Annotated in this window: 32 protein-coding genes; 31 read left to right on the top strand and 1 reads right to left on the bottom strand. The window is 69.3% G+C overall.

What is annotated here, in order from left to right; translation table 11 throughout:
• Positions 1-7 precede the first annotated feature (7 nt).
• From rplB to truA, 29 genes are all read left to right on the top strand, one after another.
• On the top strand, positions 8-847 hold the full coding sequence (gene rplB, locus ACFFIA_RS02255) for a 50S ribosomal protein L2 (protein ID WP_377244461.1): 840 nt from the start codon (positions 8-10) through the stop codon (positions 845-847).
• Between the two features lie 96 nt (positions 848-943).
• Positions 944-1,225 carry a 30S ribosomal protein S19 gene (gene rpsS / locus ACFFIA_RS02250; protein ID WP_173041244.1) on the top strand — a complete coding sequence of 94 codons (282 nt, stop codon included), beginning with the start codon at positions 944-946 and terminating at the stop codon, positions 1,223-1,225.
• Positions 1,226-1,265: 40 nt separating this feature from the next.
• Entirely contained in the window at positions 1,266-1,742 is a 477-nt protein-coding gene (gene rplV, locus ACFFIA_RS02245; RefSeq protein WP_377244458.1) for a 50S ribosomal protein L22, read from the top strand.
• A complete protein-coding gene (gene rpsC, locus ACFFIA_RS02240; protein ID WP_377244455.1) occupies positions 1,742-2,581 on the top strand; it encodes a 30S ribosomal protein S3 in 840 nt (279 codons plus the stop codon). The genes rplV and rpsC overlap by 1 nt, the downstream gene beginning before the upstream one ends.
• 3 nt (positions 2,582-2,584) lie before the next feature.
• Positions 2,585-3,010, top strand: coding sequence for a 50S ribosomal protein L16 (gene rplP, locus ACFFIA_RS02235; RefSeq protein WP_173077332.1), 426 nt, complete (start codon positions 2,585-2,587; stop codon positions 3,008-3,010).
• Positions 3,010-3,246, top strand: coding sequence for a 50S ribosomal protein L29 (gene rpmC, locus ACFFIA_RS02230; RefSeq protein ID WP_173158447.1), 237 nt, complete (start codon positions 3,010-3,012; stop codon positions 3,244-3,246). Before rplP ends, rpmC begins: the two co-directional genes overlap by 1 nt.
• Positions 3,243-3,524, top strand: coding sequence for a 30S ribosomal protein S17 (gene rpsQ / locus ACFFIA_RS02225; RefSeq protein WP_377244452.1), 282 nt, complete (start codon positions 3,243-3,245; stop codon positions 3,522-3,524). Before rpmC ends, rpsQ begins: the two co-directional genes overlap by 4 nt.
• Before the next feature lie 90 nt (positions 3,525-3,614).
• Complete coding sequence (rplN, locus tag ACFFIA_RS02220) at positions 3,615-3,983, top strand: 50S ribosomal protein L14 (RefSeq protein ID WP_089244879.1); 369 nt, start codon at positions 3,615-3,617, stop codon at positions 3,981-3,983.
• A gap of 2 nt (positions 3,984-3,985) precedes the next feature.
• Entirely contained in the window at positions 3,986-4,300 is a 315-nt protein-coding gene (gene rplX, locus ACFFIA_RS02215; protein WP_377244449.1) for a 50S ribosomal protein L24, read from the top strand.
• Positions 4,300-4,869 (top strand): 50S ribosomal protein L5, encoded by a 570-nt coding sequence (rplE, locus tag ACFFIA_RS02210; protein ID WP_377244447.1) that lies wholly within the window; start codon positions 4,300-4,302, stop codon positions 4,867-4,869. The genes rplX and rplE overlap by 1 nt, the downstream gene beginning before the upstream one ends.
• Before the next feature lie 3 nt (positions 4,870-4,872).
• Entirely contained in the window at positions 4,873-5,058 is a 186-nt protein-coding gene (locus ACFFIA_RS02205; RefSeq protein ID WP_173041252.1) for a type Z 30S ribosomal protein S14, read from the top strand.
• 70 nt (positions 5,059-5,128) lie between these two features.
• The gene (rpsH, locus tag ACFFIA_RS02200; RefSeq protein WP_377244444.1) at positions 5,129-5,536 is read left to right on the top strand and encodes a 30S ribosomal protein S8; all 408 of its coding nucleotides are present in this window, start codon (positions 5,129-5,131) and stop codon (positions 5,534-5,536) included.
• Between the two features lie 16 nt (positions 5,537-5,552).
• Positions 5,553-6,095, top strand: a complete 543-nt coding sequence (gene rplF, locus ACFFIA_RS02195) for a 50S ribosomal protein L6 (protein ID WP_377244441.1) — start codon at positions 5,553-5,555, stop codon at positions 6,093-6,095.
• A 112-nt stretch (positions 6,096-6,207) separates the two neighbouring features.
• Positions 6,208-6,597, top strand: coding sequence for a 50S ribosomal protein L18 (rplR, locus tag ACFFIA_RS02190; RefSeq protein ID WP_446686954.1), 390 nt, complete (start codon positions 6,208-6,210; stop codon positions 6,595-6,597).
• Positions 6,598-6,610: 13 nt separating this feature from the next.
• Complete coding sequence (rpsE, locus tag ACFFIA_RS02185; RefSeq protein ID WP_377244437.1) at positions 6,611-7,231, top strand: 30S ribosomal protein S5; 621 nt, start codon at positions 6,611-6,613, stop codon at positions 7,229-7,231.
• Positions 7,231-7,413 carry a 50S ribosomal protein L30 gene (gene rpmD / locus ACFFIA_RS02180; RefSeq protein ID WP_308710659.1) on the top strand — a complete coding sequence of 61 codons (183 nt, stop codon included), beginning with the start codon at positions 7,231-7,233 and terminating at the stop codon, positions 7,411-7,413. The genes rpsE and rpmD overlap by 1 nt, the downstream gene beginning before the upstream one ends.
• Positions 7,413-7,856 (top strand): 50S ribosomal protein L15, encoded by a 444-nt coding sequence (gene rplO / locus ACFFIA_RS02175; protein WP_377244433.1) that lies wholly within the window; start codon positions 7,413-7,415, stop codon positions 7,854-7,856. The genes rpmD and rplO overlap by 1 nt, the downstream gene beginning before the upstream one ends.
• A 226-nt stretch (positions 7,857-8,082) precedes the next feature.
• Complete coding sequence (gene secY, locus ACFFIA_RS02170) at positions 8,083-9,411, top strand: preprotein translocase subunit SecY (protein ID WP_377244430.1); 1,329 nt, start codon at positions 8,083-8,085, stop codon at positions 9,409-9,411.
• The gene (locus tag ACFFIA_RS02165; RefSeq protein WP_377244427.1) at positions 9,412-10,065 is read left to right on the top strand and encodes an adenylate kinase; all 654 of its coding nucleotides are present in this window, start codon (positions 9,412-9,414) and stop codon (positions 10,063-10,065) included.
• A 59-nt stretch (positions 10,066-10,124) separates the two neighbouring features.
• Positions 10,125-10,967, top strand: coding sequence for a type I methionyl aminopeptidase (gene map, locus ACFFIA_RS02160; RefSeq protein ID WP_377244424.1), 843 nt, complete (start codon positions 10,125-10,127; stop codon positions 10,965-10,967).
• A 151-nt stretch (positions 10,968-11,118) separates the two neighbouring features.
• Positions 11,119-11,616, top strand: coding sequence for a DUF1707 SHOCT-like domain-containing protein (locus ACFFIA_RS02155; RefSeq protein ID WP_377244420.1), 498 nt, complete (start codon positions 11,119-11,121; stop codon positions 11,614-11,616).
• Positions 11,617-11,834: 218 nt separating this feature from the next.
• Positions 11,835-12,056 carry a translation initiation factor IF-1 gene (gene infA, locus ACFFIA_RS02150; RefSeq protein WP_007073013.1) on the top strand — a complete coding sequence of 74 codons (222 nt, stop codon included), beginning with the start codon at positions 11,835-11,837 and terminating at the stop codon, positions 12,054-12,056.
• Positions 12,057-12,090: 34 nt separating this feature from the next.
• Positions 12,091-12,204, top strand: a complete 114-nt coding sequence (gene rpmJ, locus ACFFIA_RS02145; RefSeq protein ID WP_043965539.1) for a 50S ribosomal protein L36 — start codon at positions 12,091-12,093, stop codon at positions 12,202-12,204.
• A 157-nt stretch (positions 12,205-12,361) separates the two neighbouring features.
• The gene (gene rpsM, locus ACFFIA_RS02140) at positions 12,362-12,742 is read left to right on the top strand and encodes a 30S ribosomal protein S13 (protein WP_173077319.1); all 381 of its coding nucleotides are present in this window, start codon (positions 12,362-12,364) and stop codon (positions 12,740-12,742) included.
• A gap of 18 nt (positions 12,743-12,760) precedes the next feature.
• Positions 12,761-13,168, top strand: a complete 408-nt coding sequence (gene rpsK, locus ACFFIA_RS02135) for a 30S ribosomal protein S11 (RefSeq protein WP_030329919.1) — start codon at positions 12,761-12,763, stop codon at positions 13,166-13,168.
• Positions 13,169-13,184: 16 nt separating this feature from the next.
• A complete protein-coding gene (rpsD, locus tag ACFFIA_RS02130; protein WP_377244416.1) occupies positions 13,185-13,811 on the top strand; it encodes a 30S ribosomal protein S4 in 627 nt (208 codons plus the stop codon).
• A gap of 90 nt (positions 13,812-13,901) precedes the next feature.
• Positions 13,902-14,924, top strand: a complete 1,023-nt coding sequence (locus ACFFIA_RS02125; RefSeq protein WP_173158462.1) for a DNA-directed RNA polymerase subunit alpha — start codon at positions 13,902-13,904, stop codon at positions 14,922-14,924.
• A gap of 33 nt (positions 14,925-14,957) precedes the next feature.
• Entirely contained in the window at positions 14,958-15,509 is a 552-nt protein-coding gene (gene rplQ / locus ACFFIA_RS02120) for a 50S ribosomal protein L17 (RefSeq protein WP_377244413.1), read from the top strand.
• A 327-nt stretch (positions 15,510-15,836) separates the two neighbouring features.
• Entirely contained in the window at positions 15,837-16,646 is an 810-nt protein-coding gene (gene truA / locus ACFFIA_RS02115) for a tRNA pseudouridine(38-40) synthase TruA (protein ID WP_377244410.1), read from the top strand.
• On the opposite strand, the gene ACFFIA_RS02110 is transcribed toward truA, so the two are convergent.
• On the bottom strand, positions 16,635-17,435 hold the full coding sequence (locus tag ACFFIA_RS02110) for a hypothetical protein (protein WP_377244407.1): 801 nt from the start codon (positions 17,433-17,435) through the stop codon (positions 16,635-16,637). The genes truA and ACFFIA_RS02110 overlap by 12 nt on opposite strands.
• Before the next feature lie 108 nt (positions 17,436-17,543).
• Here ACFFIA_RS02110 and ACFFIA_RS02105 point away from each other — a divergent pair, with 108 nt between their 5' ends.
• Together ACFFIA_RS02105 and ACFFIA_RS02100 are read left to right on the top strand one after the other, a co-directional pair.
• Positions 17,544-18,143, top strand: coding sequence for a class I SAM-dependent methyltransferase (locus ACFFIA_RS02105; protein ID WP_377244404.1), 600 nt, complete (start codon positions 17,544-17,546; stop codon positions 18,141-18,143).
• 32 nt (positions 18,144-18,175) lie between these two features.
• Complete coding sequence (locus ACFFIA_RS02100; protein WP_377244401.1) at positions 18,176-19,798, top strand: ABC-F family ATP-binding cassette domain-containing protein; 1,623 nt, start codon at positions 18,176-18,178, stop codon at positions 19,796-19,798.
• Positions 19,799-19,819 lie beyond the last annotated feature (21 nt).

The raw sequence follows: 19,819 nt of genomic DNA, 5'->3' as shown, positions 1-19,819 counted from the left end.
GTAAATCATGCCGATTCGTAAGTACAAGCCGACGTCGCCGGGCCGCCGCGGCTCCAGCGTCGCCGACTTCGCCGAGATCACCCGGTCGACGCCGGAGAAGTCGCTGCTGGTGCCGCTGCCTAAGAAGGGCGGTCGCAACGCGCACGGCAAGGTGACCGCGCGTCACCAGGGCGGCGGGCACAAGCGCCAGTACCGGCTGATCGACTTCAAGCGGGTCGACAAGGACGGCGTGCCGGCGAAGGTCGCCCACATCGAGTACGACCCCAACCGCACCGCCCGCATCGCGCTGCTGCACTACGCCGACGGCGAGAAGCGCTACATCGTCGCGCCGAAGGACCTCAAGCAGGGCGACCGGGTCGAGTCCGGGCCGGGCGCCGACATCAAGCCGGGCAACAACCTGCCGCTGCGCAACATCCCGGTGGGTACCCAGATCCACTGCGTGGAGCTGCGCCCGGGCGGTGGCGCCAAGCTGGCCCGCTCGGCCGGCGTCGGGATCCAGCTGCTCGGCCGCGAGGGCGCGTACGCGACGCTGCGGATGCCCTCGGGCGAGATCCGCCGGGTCGACGTGCGCTGCCGCGCGACCGTTGGCGAGATCGGCAACGCCGACCAGTCCAACATCAACTGGGGCAAGGCCGGCCGGATGCGGTGGAAGGGCAAGCGCCCGACCGTCCGTGGTGTCGCGATGAACCCGGTGGACCACCCGCACGGTGGTGGTGAGGGTAAGACCTCCGGCGGTCGTCACCCGGTCAACCCCCAGGGCAAGCCGGAGGGTCGCACCCGCCGCAAGGGTCTGCCGAGCGACCGGCTGATCGTTCGCCGTCGTTACGCCAACCGGAAGCGGGGTTAAGCGTGCGAGCGCGAGGAGTGAGCGGCGCGGGCCGTGCCGCCCGGACGTGGGGCGAGGGCGCGAGCCCCGCAGTCGCGAGCGAAAGGTAGGCACAGCATGCCACGCAGTCTCAAGAAGGGCCCCTTCGTCGACGACCACCTGGTGAAGAAGGTGGAGACGCAAAACGACAAGGGCTCGAAGAACGTCATCAAGACCTGGTCGCGGCGTTCCACGATCATCCCGGAGATGCTCGGGCACACGATCGCGGTGCACGACGGGCGCAAGCACGTCCCGGTTTTCATCACCGAGGCGATGGTCGGGCACAAGCTCGGCGAGTTCGCGCTGACCCGCACGTTCAAGGGTCACGAGAAGGACGACCGCAAGAGCCGGCGCCGGTAAGCGGCAAGGACTACGGATAAAGGATCAAGGGGTTACAGCGATGCCAGTTAAGGGCGACGCTCCGGCGCTTCCGGGCGCGCGGGCGGTTGCGCGGCACGTGCGCATCTCGCCGACGAAGGCGCGCCGGGTGGTCAACCTCGTCCGCGGTCTCCCCGCGCAGGAGGCGCTCACGGTGCTGAAGTTCGCGCCGCAGGCCGCCAGCGAGCAGGTCTACAAGGTGCTGGCCAGCGCGATCGCCAACGCCGAGAACAACGAGCGGCTGGACCCCGACGCGCTGCTCGTCAGCGAGGCGTACGTCGACGAGGGTCCGACGCTCAAGCGGTTCCAGCCGCGGGCGCAGGGCCGGGCTTACCGGATTCGCAAGCGCACCTGCCACATCACGGTCGCGGTGGAGGCTGTCGCGCCGGCGGCGCCACGCAAGGCCGCGGCCAAGAAGGCGGCGCCGGCGAAGAAGGCGGCCCCGGCCAAGGCGGCCGAGACGAAGGCGGAGACCACCGCCGAGGAAGGGACCGACTAATGGGTCAGAAGGTTCACCCGCACGGGTTCCGGCTCGGCATCTCCACCGACTGGAAGTCCCGCTGGTACGCGGACAAGCTCTACAAGGACTACATCGCCGAGGACGTGAAGATCCGGCGGATGATGTCCAAGGGCCTGGAGCGCGCGGGTATCTCCAAGGTGGACATCGAGCGCACCCGTGACCGGGTGCGGGTCGACATCCACACCGCCCGGCCGGGCATCGTCATCGGCCGCAAGGGCGCCGAGGCCGACCGCATCCGCGGCGAGCTGGAGAAGCTCACCGGCAAGCAGGTGCAGCTCAACATCCTCGAGGTGAAGAGCCCTGAGTCGGACGCGCAGCTCGTCGCGCAGGGCGTCGCCGAGCAGCTCTCCAGCCGGGTCAGCTTCCGGCGGGCGATGCGCAAGGCGATGCAGTCCGCGATGAAGAACCCGATCGTGCGGGGCATCCGGGTGCAGGTCTCGGGCCGCCTGGGCGGCGCCGAGATGAGCCGTACGGAGTTCTACCGCGAGGGTCGGGTGCCGCTGCACACGCTGCGGGCCAACATCGAGTACGGCTTTTTCGAGGCGCGTACCACCTTCGGCCGCATCGGCGTGAAGGTGTGGATCTACAAGGGTGACGCCGTTCCGGGTCGCGAGACCCCGGCCGACACCGGTCCCGCGCGTCCGCGCCGTGAGCGGGGCGACCGTCCCGAGCGCCCGCGCCGTGGCCGTTCCGGCTCGTCCGGTACGACCGCCGGGGGCACCGAGGCGGGTCGCGCCGCGGCTGCGGCGGCTGCCGAGCAGCCGGCTCCGGCCGCGCAGGCCGAGGCCGCCGCCCCGACTGAGCAGAAGGAGGGCTGACAAATGCTGATGCCGCGTAAGCCCCCGAAGGGCTTCCGCAAGCCGCACCACCCGTCCCGTTCCGGGGCGAGCAAGGGCGGCAACCGGGTCGTCTTCGGCGAGTTCGGTATCCAGGCACTGGAGCCCGCCTACGTGACCAACCGGCAGATCGAGTCGGCGCGTATCGCGATGACCCGCCACATCAAGCGTGGCGGCAAGGTCTGGATCACGGTCTTCCCGGACCAGGCCCTGACGAAGAAGCCGGCGGAGACCCGGATGGGTTCCGGTAAGGGCTCGCCCGAGTGGTGGGTGGCCAACATCAAGCCGGGCCGGGTCCTGTTCGAGATGTCGTTCCCGAACGAGGCGATCGCGCGGGAGGCGATGCGCCGCGCGATCCACAAGCTCCCGATGAAGTGCCGCATCGTGACGCGCGAAGTGGGTGAGGTCTGATGGCAGCGGGCACCAAGGCTGCCGAGCTGCGCGAGCAGTCCGACGAGGAGCTGATCGCGAAGCTGCGGGAGGCCAAGGCGGAGCTGTTCAACCTCCGCGTGCAGAGCGCCACCGGGCAGCTGGACAACAACAAGCGCCTGCAGGTCATCCGCAAGGAGATCGCCCGGATTTACACGATCATGCGCGAGCGCGAGCTGGGGCTCTCGGCCGCGCCGACTGAGGTGATTGCGTCATGAGTGAAACCGAAAGTGTGGCTGCCGCGCCTCGCGCCCGGCGCAAGGTCCGCGAGGGCCTGGTCGTCAGCGACAAGATGGACAAGACCGTGGTCGTCGAGGTCGAAGACCGGGTCAAGCACCCCCTGTACGGCAAGGTGCTGCGCCGCACGAGCAAGCTGAAGGCGCACGACGAGCAGAACTCGTGCGGCGTCGGCGACCGGGTGCTGCTGATGGAGACCCGTCCGCTCTCCGCCACCAAGCGGTGGCGGGTTGTGGAGATTCTTGAAAAGGCTAAGTAGCGAAGGCCTCCGTTGCGCCCAGCGTCAGCCGGGCAGGGAGTTCCGCCAAGCTCCGGGCCACCGGAGAACTGGCAGACATAGGAGATAGACGTGATTCAGCAGGAGTCGCGACTGCGCGTCGCCGACAACACGGGTGCCCGGGAGATTCTGTGCATCCGCGTGCTCGGCGGCTCGGGTCGGCGCTACGCCGGCATCGGCGACGTCATCGTGGCCACGGTCAAGGACGCGATCCCCGGCGCGGGTGTCAAGAAGGGCGACGTCGTCAAGGCGGTCGTCGTCCGCACCGCCAAGGAGAAGCGGCGCCCGGACGGGTCGTACATCCGCTTCGACGAGAACGCCGCTGTGATCATCAAGGACGGCGGTGACCCGCGTGGCACCCGCATCTTCGGCCCGGTCGGCCGCGAGTTGCGGGACAAGCGGTTCATGAAGATCATTTCGCTCGCACCGGAGGTGCTCTAACCGTGAAGGTTAAGAAGGGCGACACGGTCGAGGTCATCGCCGGTAAGGACAAGGGCGCCCGGGGCAAGGTCATTCAGGCCCTGCCGCGGGACAACAAGGTCATCGTCGAGGGCGTCAACCGCGTCAAGAAGCACACCCGCATCCGCACGACCCAGCGTGGTGCCAAGACCGGCGGCATCGTCACGCAGGAAGCGGCGATCCACGTCTCGAACGTGATGGTCGTCGACTCCGAGGGCAAGCCGACCCGCGTCGGCTACCGCTTCGACGAAAACGGCCAGAAGGTCCGCATCTCGCGCCGCACCGGTAAGGACCTGTGATGACTGCTCCGACCGAAACCAAGATCGCGCCGCGCCTCAAGGAGCGCTACCGCAGCGAGATCGTGGCGAAGCTGAAGGAACAGTTCAACTACGCCAACCCGATGCAGGTGCCGGGCCTCGTGAAGATCGTGGTCAACATGGGCGTCGGCGACGCCGCCCGCGACGCGAAGCTGATCGACGGCGCGGTCCGCGACCTGGCCACCATCACCGGGCAGAAGCCGCAGGTGCGGCGGGCGACCAAGTCGATCGCGCAGTTCAAGCTCCGCGAGGGCATGCCGATCGGCGCCAAGGTCACGCTGCGCGGCGACCGGATGTGGGAGTTCCTCGACCGGCTGCTGTCGATCGCGCTGCCGCGTATCCGTGACTTCCGCGGCCTCGACGCGCGCAAGCTCGACGGCAACGGCAACTACACGTTCGGTCTCACCGAGCAGTCGGTGTTCCACGAGATCGACCAGGACCGGATCGATCGGGTCCGGGGCATGGACATCACGGTGGTCACCACCGCGAAGACCGATGACGAGGGCCGGGTGCTGCTGAAGCTCCTGGGCTTCCCGTTCAAGGAGAACTGACAAATGGCGAAGAAGGCCCTGATCCTCAAGGCCGCCAAGAAGCCAAAGTTCTCGGTGCGCGCGTACACCCGCTGCCAGCGGTGCGGGCGGCCGAAGGCGGTGTACCGCAAGTTCGGTCTCTGCCGCGTCTGCATCCGGGAGATGGCCCACCGCGGTGAGCTCCCCGGCGTGTCCAAGGCTTCTTGGTAACCAACTCTCTTCGCCGTAGGCCTGTGGGCGGTGCCCCGGGAACCCCGGCGAGAAAGGCAGATCTGAACCGATGACGATGACCGACCCGATCGCAGACATGCTGACGCGTCTGCGTAACGCCAACCAGGCGTACCACGACCGGGTGACGATGCCGTACTCGAAGATCAAGGCGAACATCGCCGAGGTCCTCAAGTCCGAGGGCTACATCTCTTCCTGGTCGGTCGAGGAGCCCGAGGAGGGCGCCGTCGGCAAGCGACTGATCGTCGAGCTGAAGTACGGCACGAGCCGCGAACGCAGCCTCGCTGGCATCCGGCGCGTGTCCAAGCCCGGCCTGCGGGTGTACGCCAAGTCCCCGGAGCTGCCGCGCGTGCTCGGCGGCCTGGGCGTGGCGATCATCTCGACGTCTCAGGGACTGCTCACCGACCGGCAGGCCCGCAAGCGAGGGGTGGGCGGGGAAGTCCTCGCCTACGTCTGGTGACGGGAGATAGATAGACATGTCGCGAATCGGACGTAAGTCGATCCCCGTTCCCACGGGCGTCGACGTCAATATCAGCGGCCGCACCGTCCGGGTCAAGGGCCCGAAGGGCGAGCTGCAGCACACCCTCGCCGAGCCGATCACGGCCGAGCGGGGTGACGACGGCCAGCTGCACGTCAACCGGCCCAACGACGAGCGCCGCGCCAAGGAGCTGCACGGCCTCTCCCGCACCCTGGTCGCCAACATGATCGTCGGCGTCACCGAGGGATACCGGAAGAGCCTGGAGATCAGTGGCACCGGTTACCGCGTCACCGCCAAGGGCAAGGACCTCGAGTTCGCGCTCGGGTTCTCGCACCCGGTGCTGGTGCAGGCGCCGGAGGGCATCACCTTCACGGTGGAGCGCCCGACGCTCTTCCACATCGCCGGCATCGACAAGCAGCAGGTCGGTGAGATCGCCGCCAACATCCGGAAGATCCGCCCGCCGGAGCCGTACAAGGGCAAGGGCATCAAGTACCAGGGCGAGGTCATCCGCCGCAAGGCTGGAAAGGCCGGTAAGAAGTGAGTGCGAGGAGCGTAGCGAAGCGGAGCCCCGCAGTCACGAACAAGGATGTGACAGTGAGTGCGAGGAGCGTAGCGAAGCGGAGCCCCGCAGTCACGAACGAAGGAGGAGCAAAGTGAGCGCGACTCTGCTCAAGCGCCGCCGCGGCGTGGCCGCGAAGCGCGCCGTCGGGCGGGCGCGCCGGCACTTCCGGGTCCGGAAGAACGTTTTCGGCACCGCCGAGCGTCCGCGCCTGGTGGTCACCCGCTCGCTGCGGCACATCACCGCCCAGATCGTCGACGACGCCAAGGGCCACACCCTCGCGTCGGCGTCGACCCTGGACGCGTCGATCCGGGGCGGCGAGGGCGACAAGAGCGCCCTCGCCGGCAAGGTGGGCGCCCTGCTCGCCGACCGCGCCAAGGCCGCGGGTATCTCCAAGGTCGTCTTCGACCGTGGTGGCAACAGGTACGCCGGGCGCATCGCCGCCCTGGCGACGGCCGCCCGCGAAGCCGGACTCGAGTTCTAGGAAGGAAAGACCAATGCCAGGTCAGCAGCGCCGGGGCGGCGGGTCCGGTGGCAGCGAAGGTGGCGGCCGTCGCGAAGGTCGCGGTCGCGGCCGGGGCGAGGGCAACGCGCCGGTCGAGAAGACCCCCCACCTCGAGCGGGTAGTCACGATCAACCGTGTCGCCAAGGTCGTCAAGGGCGGCCGTCGCTTCAGCTTCACCGCGCTGGTCGTGGTGGGCGACGGCGATGGCACCGTCGGCGTCGGCTACGGCAAGGCCAAGGAGGTGCCCGCGGCGATCGCCAAGGGCGTCGAGGAGGCCAAGAAGCACTTCTTCAAGGTGCCGCGTATCGCCGCCACCATTCCGCACCCCGTACAGGGTGAGGACGCCGCGGGCGTCGTGCTGCTCAAGCCGGCCTCCGCCGGTACCGGCGTCATCGCCGGCGGCCCGGTGCGTGCGGTGCTGGAGTGCGCGGGCATCCACGACGTGCTCTCCAAGAGCCTCGGCTCGTCCAACCCGATCAACATCGTGCACGCCACCGTGGCGGCCCTGAAGAGCCTGGAGGCTCCCGAGGCCGTCGCGGCGCGCCGCGGCCTGCCGGTCGAGGACGTCGCTCCCGCCGCCATGCTGGCGGCCCGGGCGGGGGTGACCGCGTAGTGGCACGCCTGAAGGTCACCCAGGTCCGGTCCGAGATCGGCGCGAAGAGCAACCAGCGCGACTCGCTGCGTTCGCTCGGGCTGAAGCGGATCAACGACGTGGTGGTCAAGGAGGACCGTCCCGAGATCCGGGGCATGATCTTCACCGTGAACCACCTCGTGAAGGTCGAGGAGGTCGAGTAATGACTATCAAGGTCCACCACCTCCGGCCGGCTCCCGGCGCCAAGACCGAGAAGACCCGTGTGGGTCGCGGTGAGGGCTCCAAGGGCAAGACCGCCGGTCGCGGTACCAAGGGTTCGAAGGCTCGCAAGAACATCTCGGCGGCGTTCGAGGGTGGTCAGATGCCCATCCACATGCGCCTGCCGAAGCTGAAGGGCTTCAAGAACAAGTTCAAGGTCGTCTTCCAGGTGGTCAATCTGGAACGACTGGCCGAACTCTTCCCCAACGGGGGCGAGGTCGGTCCCGCCGAGCTGGTCGAGGCTGGCGCGGTCCGCAAGGGCCAGCCGGTCAAGGTGCTCGGCACTGGCGAACTGGGCGGCGTCAAGCTCCAGGTGTCGGCGCACGCGTTCAGCGCGTCGGCCAAGGAGAAGATCACCGCTGCCGGTGGCACGGTCACCGAGCTGTAGGGACGAATCGTGGCGCCCGCCAGTTGCCTTTCGCGACTGACGGGCGCCACGTCTACTATCTGGCGTTTCGTCCCAGTAACATAGTGACGCGTGTATGTCCCCGGGCGCATCTGCCCGAACTCACACCGTACTGTTAGAGTCCGTTGCCAGTATGGATGTCGGGTGACCGCCCGACGCCCAACCCGTCCGCCACGATCCGGCGGCCGCCTCGCGCAGGAGGAAGACGTTGCTCTCCGCGTTTCTCAGTGCGTTCCGCACGCCTGATCTGCGCAAGAAGCTGCTGTTCACGATAGGCATCGTGGCGATCTATCGGCTGGGTGCGACACTGCCCAGCCCCGGCGTGTCGTACGGCAACGCCCAGCGGTGTATCGAGGCGATGGAGGAGGGCACGCCCGGCGTCTTCACGCTGCTCAACCTCTTCTCCGGCGGCGCACTGCTCTCGCTCTCGGTCTTCGCGCTCGGCATCATGCCGTACATCACGGCCTCGATCATCCTCCAGTTGCTTACCGTGGTGATCCCGCGGCTCGAGCAGCTGCGCAAGGAGGGTCAGTCGGGCCAGGCGAAGATCACGCAGTACACGCGTTACCTGACCCTCGGCCTCGCGGTCCTGCAGGCGTCGGCGTTCGTGGCGCTGGCCAGGTCGGGACAGCTCTTCAACAACCAGTGCGACCAGTGGCCGCTGATCCCCGAGGGCACGGGGATGCCCACGTGGGTCACGCTGGTCACGCTCGTGATCACGATGACCGCCGGCACCGGCGTGGTGATGTGGCTCGGCGAGCTGATCACCGACCGCGGCGTCGGCAACGGCATGTCCGTCCTGATCTTCACCTCGATCGCCGCGCGGCTCCCCGCCGAGGGTTGGACGATCAAGGAGAGCCAGGGCTGGGGCAAGTTCTTCCTCGTCATCGCGCTCGTTCTCGTGGTCATCACCGCGGTCGTCTTCATCGAGCAGGCACAGCGCCGCATCCCGGTGCAGTACGCGAAGCGCATGATCGGTCGCCGGATGTACGGCGGCACGTCGACGTACATCCCGCTCAAGGTCAACCAGGCGGGTGTCATCCCGGTCATCTTCGCGTCGTCGCTGCTCTACCTGCCGCAGCTGGCACTCCAGTTCGGCGACCCCAACGACCTCAACTCGTTTGAGGCGTGGGTGCAGAACCACCTGGCCAACCCGGCCGACTGGGTGTACATCGTCGTCTACTTCTTCCTGATCATCTTCTTCACGTACTTCTACGTGTCGATCACGTTCAACCCGACCGAGGTCGCGGAGAACATGAAGAAGTACGGCGGCTTCGTCCCGGGTATCCGTCCGGGCAAGCCCACTGCCGAGTACCTGGACTTCATCCTTAGCCGGATCACCCTTCCCGGCGCCATGTACCTTGGCCTGATCTCGATCCTGCCGAACTTCTTCTTCATCTGGCTGGACAGCAGCCAGTACATGAACTTCCCGTTCGGTGGCACCGCCGTCCTCATCATGGTTGGTGTGGGTCTGGAGACCGTGAAGCAGATCGAGAGCCAACTGATGCAGCGGAACTACGAAGGGTTCCTGCGGTAGATGCGCCTCGTACTGGTCGGTCCTCCCGGGGCGGGTAAGGGGACCCAGGCCGAGTTCATCGCCGCCCACCTGGCCGTGCCCAAGATCTCCACGGGAGACATCTTCCGTGCCAACGTCTCCCAGGGCACTCCACTCGGCGTGGAGGCCAGGCGCTACATGGACGCGGGTCAGCTCGTCCCCGACGAGGTGACCATCAACATGGTCCGCGAGCGGCTGGCCGAGCCGGACGCGTCCGACGGGTTCCTGCTCGACGGCTTCCCGCGGACGGTCCCGCAGGCCAACGCGCTCGACAAGCTGCTGGCCGACCTCGGCACCGCGCTCGACCTGGTCATGGAGCTGGTGGTCGACGACGACGAGGTGATCCGGCGGCTCTCCGGCCGGCGCACCTGCCGGGGCTGCGGCAAGATCTGGCACGTCGAGTTCGACCCCACCTCCCGCGACGGCGTCTGCGACCGCTGCGGCGCGCAGCTCTTCCAGCGCGACGACGACAAGGCGGAGACGATCGCCAGGCGCCTGGAGGAGTACGCGGAGAAGACCGCGCCGTTGGTCGACTACTACGGCGCGCAAAACAAGCTGGTCGGCATCGACGCCACCGGTCCGGTCGAGGATGTCACGGTCCGCGCGATCGACGCGCTGCGGTCGTACGGCGGCTGACGCTTCCGTTGCCCGGCCCTCGCTGAGCGGGGGCCGGCCTTGCCGTTAGCCTCGAAACCATGCCGCGCCACCAGCTCATCCAACTGAAGACCCCCGCGCAGATCGACAAGATGCGGGCTGCCGGCCTGGTCGTGGCCGCCGCGCTGGCCCGGATGCGCGAGGCGGTCGCACCCGGGGTCTCCACCGCCGACCTCGACGCGCTGGCCGAGTCCGTGATCCGGGAGGCGGGCGCGGTGCCGTCGTTCAAGGGCTACCACGGATACCCGGCGTCGATCTGCTCCTCGGTCAACGAGCAGGTCGTGCACGCCATCCCCTCGCCGCGGCAGGTGCTGCGGGAGGGCGACCTCATCTCGATCGACTGCGGCGCGGTGCTGGACGGCTGGCACGGCGACGCGGCGATCACGGTGCCGGTCGGTGAGGTACGTCCCGAACTGCTCCGCATGGCCGAGGTCGCCGAAGACGCGATGTGGGCCGGCATCGCCGCCGCCGCGCGGGGATCCGCCTCGGGGCGCGGGCGACTGACCGACATCTCGTTCGCGGTCGAGGCGGCGGTGCGGCGCTCCGGTGGGCGGTACGGCATCGTCGACGGCTACGGCGGCCACGGTATCGGCACCGAGATGCACCAGGACCCGCACGTGCTCAACCACGGGCGCCCGGGGCGGGGGCCACGGCTGGTGCCCGGGCTCGCCCTCGCGATCGAGCCGATGATCACCATTGGATCACCCAAGACGAAGGAGCTCGACGACGGCTGGACGGTGGTGACCCGCGACGGCTCGGTGGCCGCGCACGTCGAGCACTCGATGGCGCTCCTGGACGACGGCGTGTGGGTACTCACCGCGCCGGACGGCGGCCGGAAACGCCTCGGCTCCCTCGTCACCGCGCGCCAGCCCGCGCCGGCATAGGAGCGCGTCTCAGCGCCGCTGTAGGAGCCTCTCAGCGCCGTGGGAGGCACCTCGGTGGCGGGGAGTGCCCCCACGGAGCGGACTTGTCAGGGTCCAGCCAGGGGGCGGCTGATGTAGCCGGACGTGTCCGGTGAGTGGGATGCTCGTACTCATGGATCAGCGGGACCGGCTGCGCGCCGCCGACACCGACCGCGAAGCCGTCGTGGAGCGGCTGCGCACCGCGCTCAACGAGGGGCGGCTGGAGCTGCACGAGTTCGACGAGCGGGTCGCCGAGGCATACCGGGCCAAGACCTACGCTGACCTCGACCGCCTCCTCGCCGACCTGCCCGGCGTCGTGCCGATGAGCCGCTCCCGGCTGGCCCACACATCGCCGCCCCAGGCGCCGGTGCCCCCGCCCGCCGTGACGCCCGGCGTCGTGCCTCGCTGGCTCGCCGCGCTCTGGGGCACCTGGGCTGCCGTTGTTGGCGTCAATGTGGTGGTCTGGCTTCTGGTGTGCATTTCCACCGTCGACCTTGTGTACTTCTGGCCCATGTGGGTGGGCGGCCCGTGGGGCGCCATCCTCGTCGCCGTGACGATCGCCGGGCTGAGCCGGGGCGAGCCGCAGCAGTGGGCCGAAAAGCAGGCTCGAAAGCGCGGCGGGCACCACTGACGCGGCCGGCGGGAGCCCGTCGCGGGCCTGGATGGCTCGGTTTGCTGTCGATACATGAGCCGGCGTACACTGACTAGCTGGCGCGCAGCGTCCACTCCGGCATGCCCACCACGCGCTTCTGTGGGAGCGCCGGAGCCGCGGCTGGCGCGGGTGATTCCTCACTCGTGTAAGACGGTGCGAGCCTGTCCGAAGAACCCGACGTCAGGACAGCGGAGGACATGCCCAAGAAGGACGGGGCCATCGAGATCGAGGGCCGGGTCATCGAGCCACTCCCGAATGCGATGTTCCGGGTGGAGCTCGCCAACGGCCACAAGGTGCTGGCCCACATCAGCGGCAAGATGCGGCAGCACTACATCCGCATCCTGCCGGAGGACCGGGTCGTCGTCGAGCTTTCGCCGTACGACCTCACCCGCGGGCGCATTGTCTACCGCTACAAGTGATCGTCGAGCCGACCACCGGAAGTAAAGGCCAACCGTGAAGGTCAAGCCGAGCGTCAAGAGGATCTGCAACAAGTGCCGGGTCATCCGCCGGCACGGCCGGGTCATGGTCATCTGCAGTGACCCGCGCCACAAGCAGCGCCAGGGCTGACGCACCCCCAACAGAAGACGCTCGTCCCAGCCGCGCAACCCGCCGGTATACGGCGCGACTCGTGGCTGACCCTCGGTCGGAGGCCGGGGCCCACCCGGGCAGGTGGGGTGGGACGGGCACAGACCTCCGCGAACACCATTGAGGAGCACGCCCGCACATGGCACGTCTAGTCGGCGTCGACCTTCCCCGCGAAAAGCGGATGGAGATCGCGCTCACCTACATCTTCGGGGTCGGTCGGACCCGCGCCATCGAGGCGCTGACCGCGACCGGCATCAGCCCCGACAAGCGCGCCAAGGACCTCACGGACGAAGAGCTCGTTCAGCTCCGTGACTACATCGAGGCCAACTTCAAGGTCGAAGGTGACCTGCGCCGCGAGGTTGCCGCAGACATCCGCCGCAAGGTCGAGATCGGCTGCTACGCCGGCATCCGCCACCGCCGCGGGCTTCCGGTCCGTGGGCAGCGGACCCGCACCAACGCACGCACTCGCAAGGGTCCGAAGCGGACCGTCGCCGGCAAGAAGAAGCCCGGCAAGAAGTAATTAGGAGCGCACACACATATGCCACCGAAGGCTCGCGCCGGGGCCGCAGTCAAGAAGGTCCGGCGCAAGGAACGCAAGAACGTCGCCCACGGGCAGGCGCACATCAAGAGCACCTTCAACAACACCATCGTCTCGATCACGGACCCGACCGGTGCGGTGATCTCCTGGGCGTCCGCCGGTCAGGTGGGCTTCAAGGGCTCCCGCAAGTCGACCCCGTTCGCCGCACAGTTGGCCGCCGAGGCGGCCGCCCGCCGGGCCATGGAGCACGGCATGCGCAAGGTCGATGTGTTCGTGAAGGGCCCGGGCTCCGGCCGGGAGACCGCTATCCGTTCGCTGCAGGCCGTCGGGCTTGAGGTCGGCCAGATCGCCGACGTCACGCCGCAGCCGCACAACGGGTGCCGTCCGCCGAAGCGTCGCCGGGTCTGAGGGAGAACGAAGAGAGATGGCTCGTTACACCGGTGCTGACTGCCGCCGTTGCCGGCGGGAGAAGATGAAGCTGTTCCTCAAGGGCAGCAAGTGCGACGGTCCGAAGTGCCCGTTCGAGTCCCGGCCGTTCCCGCCCGGGCAGCACGGCCGCGGCCGCACCAAGGAGGGGGAGTACCTGCTCCAGCTCCGCGAGAAGCAGAAGGCCCGCCGTGTGTACGGCGTGCTGGAGAAGCAGTTCCGTGGCTATTACGACGAGGCCGTGCACAAGCCGGGCAAGACCGGTGAGGTGCTGCTCCAGATCCTGGAGTCGCGGCTCGACAACGTCGTTTACCGGGCCGGCTACGCCAAGTCTCGCGACATGGCCCGCCAGCTCGTCAAGCACGGGCACTTCCTGGTCAACGGGAAGAAGGTCGACATTCCTTCCTACCGGGTCAAGGAGCACGACATCGTCGAGGTGCGCGCGAAGTCGAAGGAGATGACTCCCTTCATCGTGGCCCAGGCGGAGGCCGGCTCGAAGATGGTCCCGGCCTGGCTGGAGCCCATCCCCAGCCAGATGAAGATCCTCGTGCACACCCTCCCGGCCCGGCAGGTCATCGACACGCAGGTCCAGGAGCAGCTGATCGTCGAGCTTTACTCGAAGTAAGGCTTGTGGCCGGCGCGCCGCCCTGGCGCGCCGGCCGTTCAGTGGGCGGCTGTCATATAGCGGGCAGCCCCGACAGAAGGAAGAAACACAGTGCTCATCACCCAGCGGCCGACCCTCTCCGAGGAGTCGATCAGCGAGACCCGTTCGCGGTTCACCATCGAGCCGCTCGAGCCCGGCTTCGGCTACACGCTCGGCAACTCCCTGCGCCGTACGCTGCTGTCGTCCATCCCGGGCGCGGCGGTGACGTCCATCAAGGTCGACGGCGTGCTGCACGAGTTCACCACGATCCCCGGTGTCAAGGAGGACGTGGTCGAGCTGGTCATGAACGTCAAGGAGCTGTGCGTCAGCTCGGAGCACGACGAGCCGGTCAGCATGTACCTGCGCAAGCAGGGCCCGGGCGACGTCACCGCCGGTGACATCCAGCCCCCGGCCGGCGTCTCCGTGCACAACCCGGACCTCAAGCTCGCCACCCTCAACGGCAAGGGCCGGCTCGACATGGAGCTGACCGTCGAGCGGGGTCGCGGCTACGTCACCGCGGCGCAAAACAAGCAGGCTGGCGCGGAGATCGGCCGCATCCCGGTCGACTCGATCTACTCGCCGGTGCTCAAGGTGACCTACCGCGTCGAGGCGACCCGTGTCGAGCAGCGCACCGACTTCGACCGGCTGATCATCGACGTCGAGACCAAGGCGTCGATCGGCCCGCGCACCGCACTCGCGTCGGCCGGCTCCACGCTGGTCGAGCTCTTCGGCCTGGCCCGTGAGCTCGACGAGACCGCCGAGGGCATCGACATCGGCCCGTCGCCGCAGGACGCGCAGCTCGCTGCCGACCTGGCGCTGCCGATCGAGGAGCTCGACCTGACCGTCCGGTCGTACAACTGCCTCAAGCGCGAGGGCATCAACACCGTCGGCGAGCTGATCGGCCGCACGGAGGCGGACCTCCTCGATATAAGGAACTTCGGTCAGAAGTCCATCGACGAGGTCAAGATGAAGCTCGCCGGGATGGGTCTGGGGCTGAAGGACTCGGCTCCCAACTTCGACCCGGCGCACGTCGTGGACTCCTTCGGTGAGGTGGACTACGACTCCGACGACTACCGCGAGACCGAGCAGCTCTAACCGGCTGCCGCCACTTACGAGGAGCACCTGACCATGCCCACGCCCACGAAGGGCGCCCGCCTCGGCGGCAGCCCCGCGCACGAGCGGATGATGCTGGCCAACCTGGCCACGTCGCTGTTCCGGCACGGAAAGATCACGACCACCGAGACCAAGGCGCGGCGGCTGCGGCCGCTCGCCGAGCAGCTGATCACCAAGGCCAAGCGCGGTGACCTGCACTCCCGGCGGCGCGTGCTGACCGTGGTCCGGGACAAGGACGTGGTCTTCGAGCTGTTCGACCAGATCGCGCCGCGCTACGCCAACCGCAACGGCGGCTACACCCGGATCGTGAAGACCGGTCCGCGCAAGGGTGACGCCGCGCCGATGGCGATCATCGAGCTGGTCGAGGAGCTGGTGGTCGCCGAGGCGCCGGCCAAGGCCGCGAAGAAGACCGCCCGCAAGGCCACGGCCCAGCGGGACAAGGTCGAGGCGCTGGCCCCGGAGGACGAGGAGCCGACCGCGTCGGCGAAGGCGGACGCCGACACCGACACCACGTCCGAGGCCACCGACGCCGACGCGCCGGGCGCCAAGGACGAGGTCAAGGACTGACCAGCGGCAAGCACGATGACCAGGGCGTCCCTCACATGGTGAGGGGCGCCCTGGTTCGTTCGGGAGGGCAGATGGGAGTGAGCTTCGACGGCCTCGGGGCGCCCGCGTTGGCCCGCACGCGAGCCCCGCAGTCGCGAACGGAAGGTGGGCGCTGTGAGCGCGAGGAGTGAGCTTCGACGGCTCGGGGCGCCCGCGTTGGCCCGCACGCGAGCCCCGCAGTCGCGAACGAAAGGTGGGCGCTGTGAGCGCGAGGAGTGAGCTTCGACGGCTCGGGGCGCCCGCGTTGGCCCGCACGCGAGCCCCGCAGTCGCGAACGAAAGGTGGGCGTTGACCCGGCTACGGCTGGACGTGTCGTACGACGGCACCGCCTTCTCCGGCTGGGCGGCGCAGCCGGAGCGGCGCACGGTGGCCGGGGTACTCGCCGAGGCGCTGCAACGGCTCTTCGGCGCGGGCGAGGCCACCGGGCTCACGGTCGCCGGGCGTACCGACGCGGGCGTACACGCCACGGGCCAGGTGTGCCACGTCGACGTGCCGGACGAGGAGTGGATCCGGCTGGCGCCCACGCTCGTACGCCGGCTCGCCGGGCTGATGCCGCCCGACGCGCGGATCCGTGCCGTCCGCGAGGTGCCGGGAGACTTCGACGCCCGCTTCTCCGCGACGTTCCGGCGGTACGAGTACCGGGTGACCGACGCGCCGTACGGCGCCGAGCCGCTGCGCCGCGTCGACACGCTCGCCTGGCCCCGACCGCTCGATGTGGACACGCTCAACGCCGCCGCGAAGGGGTTGCTCGGGGAGCACGACTTCGCGGCGTACTGCAAGCGCAAGGAGAACGCCACCACGATCCGGGCGATCACGCGCCTCGACTGGCGGCGTGACCCGGACGGCACGCTGGTGGCGACGGTGCAGGCCGACGCGTTCTGCCAGGCGATGGTGCGCAGCCTGGTGGGGGCCATGCTCACCGCCGGTGACGGCCGCCGCCCGGTGGACTGGCCGGCGAGCCTGCTCAGCCGCCGCGAGCGCTCCAGCGAGGTGACGGTGGCGCCGGCGCACGGGCTGACGCTGGTGGCCGTCGGCTATCCGGAAGACCCGGAGGAGTACGCGAGCCGCGCCGAACTGACCCGCCGGCTACGGGGCTGACACGACCGCCCGCTTCTCCAGCACGGTCCCGCTCAGGTACAGCTCGATCATGTCGGCGAGGATCTGCCCGGCCTCGGTGTCGTTCTGGGCCACCGGCCGGGCGTCGGCGCGGGCGGTCACGCAGTACACGAGGTAGTGGCCGCGCACGTGCCAACCCACGTGGGCCGACGAGAGGGCGATCGCCTCGGTGCCCTTGCCGGCGACCATGCCCTCGAAGCGACCGCGCTCGCCGTCGAGCATCGGCTTGATCTTCTCGTGGGCCCAGTTCGCGCCCTCGGCGTCGTCCAGGTTGAAGATGCCGGCGGTGACCAGGTAGGCGCCGGTCGGCGAGCGCAGCGTCGCGCGTACCACCTGGTCGCAGCCGAGGTCGGTGAGGAGCTTGCCGATCTCGCCGCTGGCGCCGGTGGAGCAGCGTCGGTGGAGCTGGGTCTTGAGCACGCGGTACGGCGGCCGCGCCGGGTCGGCGGTGACCTCCTGCCCCGGAAACACCTCGGCGACCGTGAGCGGCGCCGGGTCGTCTTCGCGGGAGCTGATGTCGCGAAGCACGGTGACCGGCGGCGCCGCCCCGGACGCCTGGGCGTCTCGCCCCTGCCGCTCGTCCGCCACGATGAAGAACGAGCTCAGCCCGCAGACCGCCAGCATCGCGAAGACCCCCAGGCCGGTGGTGAAAGCCTGCCAGGTGCGCTTTTGCGGGCGGGCGAGCAGCTCCGAGACGGAGCTGGGGCGGGCGTGGCGGGGACCCGTGTGCGCGTGACGGCCGGCGGATCCATACGAACGCCCTTGAACCATGCCGGACACGCTAATAGACCACGTTTCACCAGATATGGCAATAGCCGGACAGATCCCCGGAAGAGGGAACTTCCAGACTGTGCGCGAGCGCGTGTGAGAATGCTCGCCGTGACCGGAGAGCACTACTTCAGCGCTCAGCCGAGCGTGGGCGAGCGCCGCCGAGACGTCGAGTTCACCGCCGGCGGGCGGGAGTACGCGCTCGTCACCGCCGGCGGCGTCTTCTCCGCCGACCGGCTCGACCCGGGCACGGCCGTACTCCTGCGGAAAGCCCCCCTGCCGGCGGCCGGAGCCGCCGGTCCCCTCCTGGACCTGGGCTGCGGCTACGGCCCGATCGCCTGCGTGCTGGCCAGGTCGGCGCCGGGCGCGACCGTGTACGCGGTCGACGTCAACGAGCGGGCCCGCGCGCTCGCCGCCGAGAACGCGGCCCGCGCCGGCGCCACCAACGTGCGTGTGGCCGCGCCCGACGAGGTGCCGGAGGAGGTGCGGTTCGCGGAGATCTGGACCAACCCCCCGATCCGCATTGGCAAGGCGGAGCTGCACACGATGCTCGACCGGTGGCTGCCACGGCTGGCGCTGGGCGGTGTGGCGTGGCTGGTCGTCGCGCGGCACCTCGGCGGCGACTCGCTCCAGCGGTGGCTGGAGGAGCGCGGCCACGAGGTGGCCCGGCACGCGAGCCAGAAGGGGTACCGCGTGCTGAAAGTCGGGTGACCGAGCGGTCGCCCATCGGGGAGGATGCCGGCGTGGGCTATGTGGACGTCGCCGGTGTCGGACACACGCTCCCCGACGGCCGGGAGCTGTTCCACGACGTCTCGTTCCGGGTCGGCGAGGGTGCGAAGGTGGCGCTCGTCGGTCCCAACGGCGCCGGCAAGACCACGTTGCTGCGCATGGTCGCCGGTGACCTCCCGGTGGTGACCGGCGGGATCGCGCGAGCCGGCGGGCTGGGCGTGATGCGGCAGTTCATCGGCATGATCGGTGACGAGACCACGCTCCGCGACATGGCCCTCTCGCTCGCGCCGCCGACCCTGCGCGCGGCGGGCGAGCGGCTTGCCGCCGCCGAGGCCGCGGTCCACGCCGACCCGGCCGAGCGCAAGCAGATCGCGTACGCGAACGCGCTGGCCGCCTGGGGTGAGACCGGCGGCTACGACGCCGAGGTCCTCTTCGACACCGTGGCGACGCTGGTGCTCGGCAAGCCGTGGGACGAGGTGCGCGACCGCCCGGTCCGCACCCTCTCCGGCGGCCAGCAGAAGCGCTTCGCCCTGGAGTTGCTGCTCCGCGGCACCGACGAGGTGCTGCTGCTCGACGAGCCGGACAACTTCCTCGACGTGCCGGGCAAGCGGTGGCTGGAGGAGCGGCTGCGCGAGTCGGCCAAGTCCGTGCTGTACGTCTCGCACGACCGCGAGCTGCTCGCCCAGACAGCCGACCGGGTCGTCGCGGTCGAGGGCGGCAGCGCGTGGGTCCATCCCGGCAGCTTCGCGTCGTGGCACGAGGCCCGTGCTGCCCGGCACGACCGGCTGGAGGAGCAGCGCCGGCGCTGGGACGAGGAGCACCAGAAGCTGCGCGAGCTGATGCTGATGTACAAGCAGAAGGCCGCGTACAACGACGGCATGGCCTCGCGCTACCAGGCCGCGCAGACCCGGCTGCGCAAGTTCGAGGAGGCGGGACCGCCGCCACTGCCCCCGCGCGACCAGGACATCCGGATCCGCCTCACCGGCGGGCGCACCGGCAAGCGGGCGGTGATGTGCGAGCAGCTCGAGCTCGACGGGCTCACCTACCCCTTCGACCTGGAGATCTGGTACGGCGACCGGGTCGCGGTGCTGGGCGCCAACGGCACCGGCAAGTCGCACTTCCTGCGGCTGCTCGCCGGCATCTCGCCGGTGGACGGGGTGGTGCATGCGCCGGTCGCCCACGAGGGTCAGGTACGGCTCGGTGCCCGGGTGCGCGCCGGGCACTTCTCGCAGACCCACGACCGCCCCGACCTTCAGGAGCAGACGCCGGTCGAGATCCTGTGGCGCGGCGACGACCACCGCGACGGGATGGACCGGCACGCCGCGATGAAGGCGCTCAACCGGTACGACCTGGCCGGGCAGGGCGACCAGCGGTTCGGCACGCTCTCCGGCGGGCAGCAGGCGCGCTTCCTCGTACTCCTGCTGGAGCTGTCGGGCGCCACGCTGCTGCTGCTCGACGAGCCCACCGACAACCTCGACATGGCGTCGGCGGAGGCGCTGGAGGAGGGGCTGGCTGCGTTCGCCGGCACGGTGGTGGCGGTGACGCACGACCGGTGGTTCACGCGCTCGTTCGACCGGTTCGTGGTCTTCGGCGGCGACGGCGAGGTGAAGGAGTCGCCCGAGCCGGTCTGGGATTGAACCATCCGGCGCCCAGATCCG

It is taken from the genome of Phytohabitans kaempferiae, from assembly GCF_042433955.1.
GTDB lineage: Bacteria > Actinomycetota > Actinomycetes > Mycobacteriales > Micromonosporaceae > Phytohabitans > Phytohabitans kaempferiae.
The sequence above is the reverse complement of the archived record's forward strand: the minus strand, read 5'-3'. Positions and strand labels throughout refer to the sequence as shown.

Excerpts from the sequence above, each read along its gene's own strand:
- rplB (WP_377244461.1), top strand. The coding sequence starts at position 8 with ATGCCGATTCGTAAGTACAAGCCGACGTCGCCGGGCCGCCGCGGCTCC.
- rpsS (WP_173041244.1), top strand. The coding sequence starts at position 944 with ATGCCACGCAGTCTCAAGAAGGGCCCCTTCGTCGACGACCACCTGGTG.
- rplV (WP_377244458.1), top strand. The coding sequence starts at position 1,266 with ATGCCAGTTAAGGGCGACGCTCCGGCGCTTCCGGGCGCGCGGGCGGTT.
- rpsC (WP_377244455.1), top strand. The coding sequence starts at position 1,742 with ATGGGTCAGAAGGTTCACCCGCACGGGTTCCGGCTCGGCATCTCCACC.
- rplP (WP_173077332.1), top strand. The coding sequence starts at position 2,585 with ATGCTGATGCCGCGTAAGCCCCCGAAGGGCTTCCGCAAGCCGCACCAC.
- rpmC (WP_173158447.1), top strand. The coding sequence starts at position 3,010 with ATGGCAGCGGGCACCAAGGCTGCCGAGCTGCGCGAGCAGTCCGACGAG.
- rpsQ (WP_377244452.1), top strand. The coding sequence starts at position 3,243 with ATGAGTGAAACCGAAAGTGTGGCTGCCGCGCCTCGCGCCCGGCGCAAG.
- rplE (WP_377244447.1), top strand. The coding sequence starts at position 4,300 with ATGACTGCTCCGACCGAAACCAAGATCGCGCCGCGCCTCAAGGAGCGC.
- ACFFIA_RS02205 (WP_173041252.1), top strand. The coding sequence starts at position 4,873 with ATGGCGAAGAAGGCCCTGATCCTCAAGGCCGCCAAGAAGCCAAAGTTC.
- rpsH (WP_377244444.1), top strand. The coding sequence starts at position 5,129 with ATGACGATGACCGACCCGATCGCAGACATGCTGACGCGTCTGCGTAAC.
- rplF (WP_377244441.1), top strand. The coding sequence starts at position 5,553 with ATGTCGCGAATCGGACGTAAGTCGATCCCCGTTCCCACGGGCGTCGAC.
- rpsE (WP_377244437.1), top strand. The coding sequence starts at position 6,611 with ATGCCAGGTCAGCAGCGCCGGGGCGGCGGGTCCGGTGGCAGCGAAGGT.
- rplO (WP_377244433.1), top strand. The coding sequence starts at position 7,413 with ATGACTATCAAGGTCCACCACCTCCGGCCGGCTCCCGGCGCCAAGACC.
- ACFFIA_RS02165 (WP_377244427.1), top strand. The coding sequence starts at position 9,412 with ATGCGCCTCGTACTGGTCGGTCCTCCCGGGGCGGGTAAGGGGACCCAG.
- map (WP_377244424.1), top strand. The coding sequence starts at position 10,125 with ATGCCGCGCCACCAGCTCATCCAACTGAAGACCCCCGCGCAGATCGAC.
- ACFFIA_RS02155 (WP_377244420.1), top strand. The coding sequence starts at position 11,119 with ATGGATCAGCGGGACCGGCTGCGCGCCGCCGACACCGACCGCGAAGCC.
- infA (WP_007073013.1), top strand. The coding sequence starts at position 11,835 with ATGCCCAAGAAGGACGGGGCCATCGAGATCGAGGGCCGGGTCATCGAG.
- rpsM (WP_173077319.1), top strand. The coding sequence starts at position 12,362 with ATGGCACGTCTAGTCGGCGTCGACCTTCCCCGCGAAAAGCGGATGGAG.
- rpsK (WP_030329919.1), top strand. The coding sequence starts at position 12,761 with ATGCCACCGAAGGCTCGCGCCGGGGCCGCAGTCAAGAAGGTCCGGCGC.
- rpsD (WP_377244416.1), top strand. The coding sequence starts at position 13,185 with ATGGCTCGTTACACCGGTGCTGACTGCCGCCGTTGCCGGCGGGAGAAG.
- rplQ (WP_377244413.1), top strand. The coding sequence starts at position 14,958 with ATGCCCACGCCCACGAAGGGCGCCCGCCTCGGCGGCAGCCCCGCGCAC.
- ACFFIA_RS02110 (WP_377244407.1), bottom strand. The coding sequence starts at position 17,435 with ATGGTTCAAGGGCGTTCGTATGGATCCGCCGGCCGTCACGCGCACACG.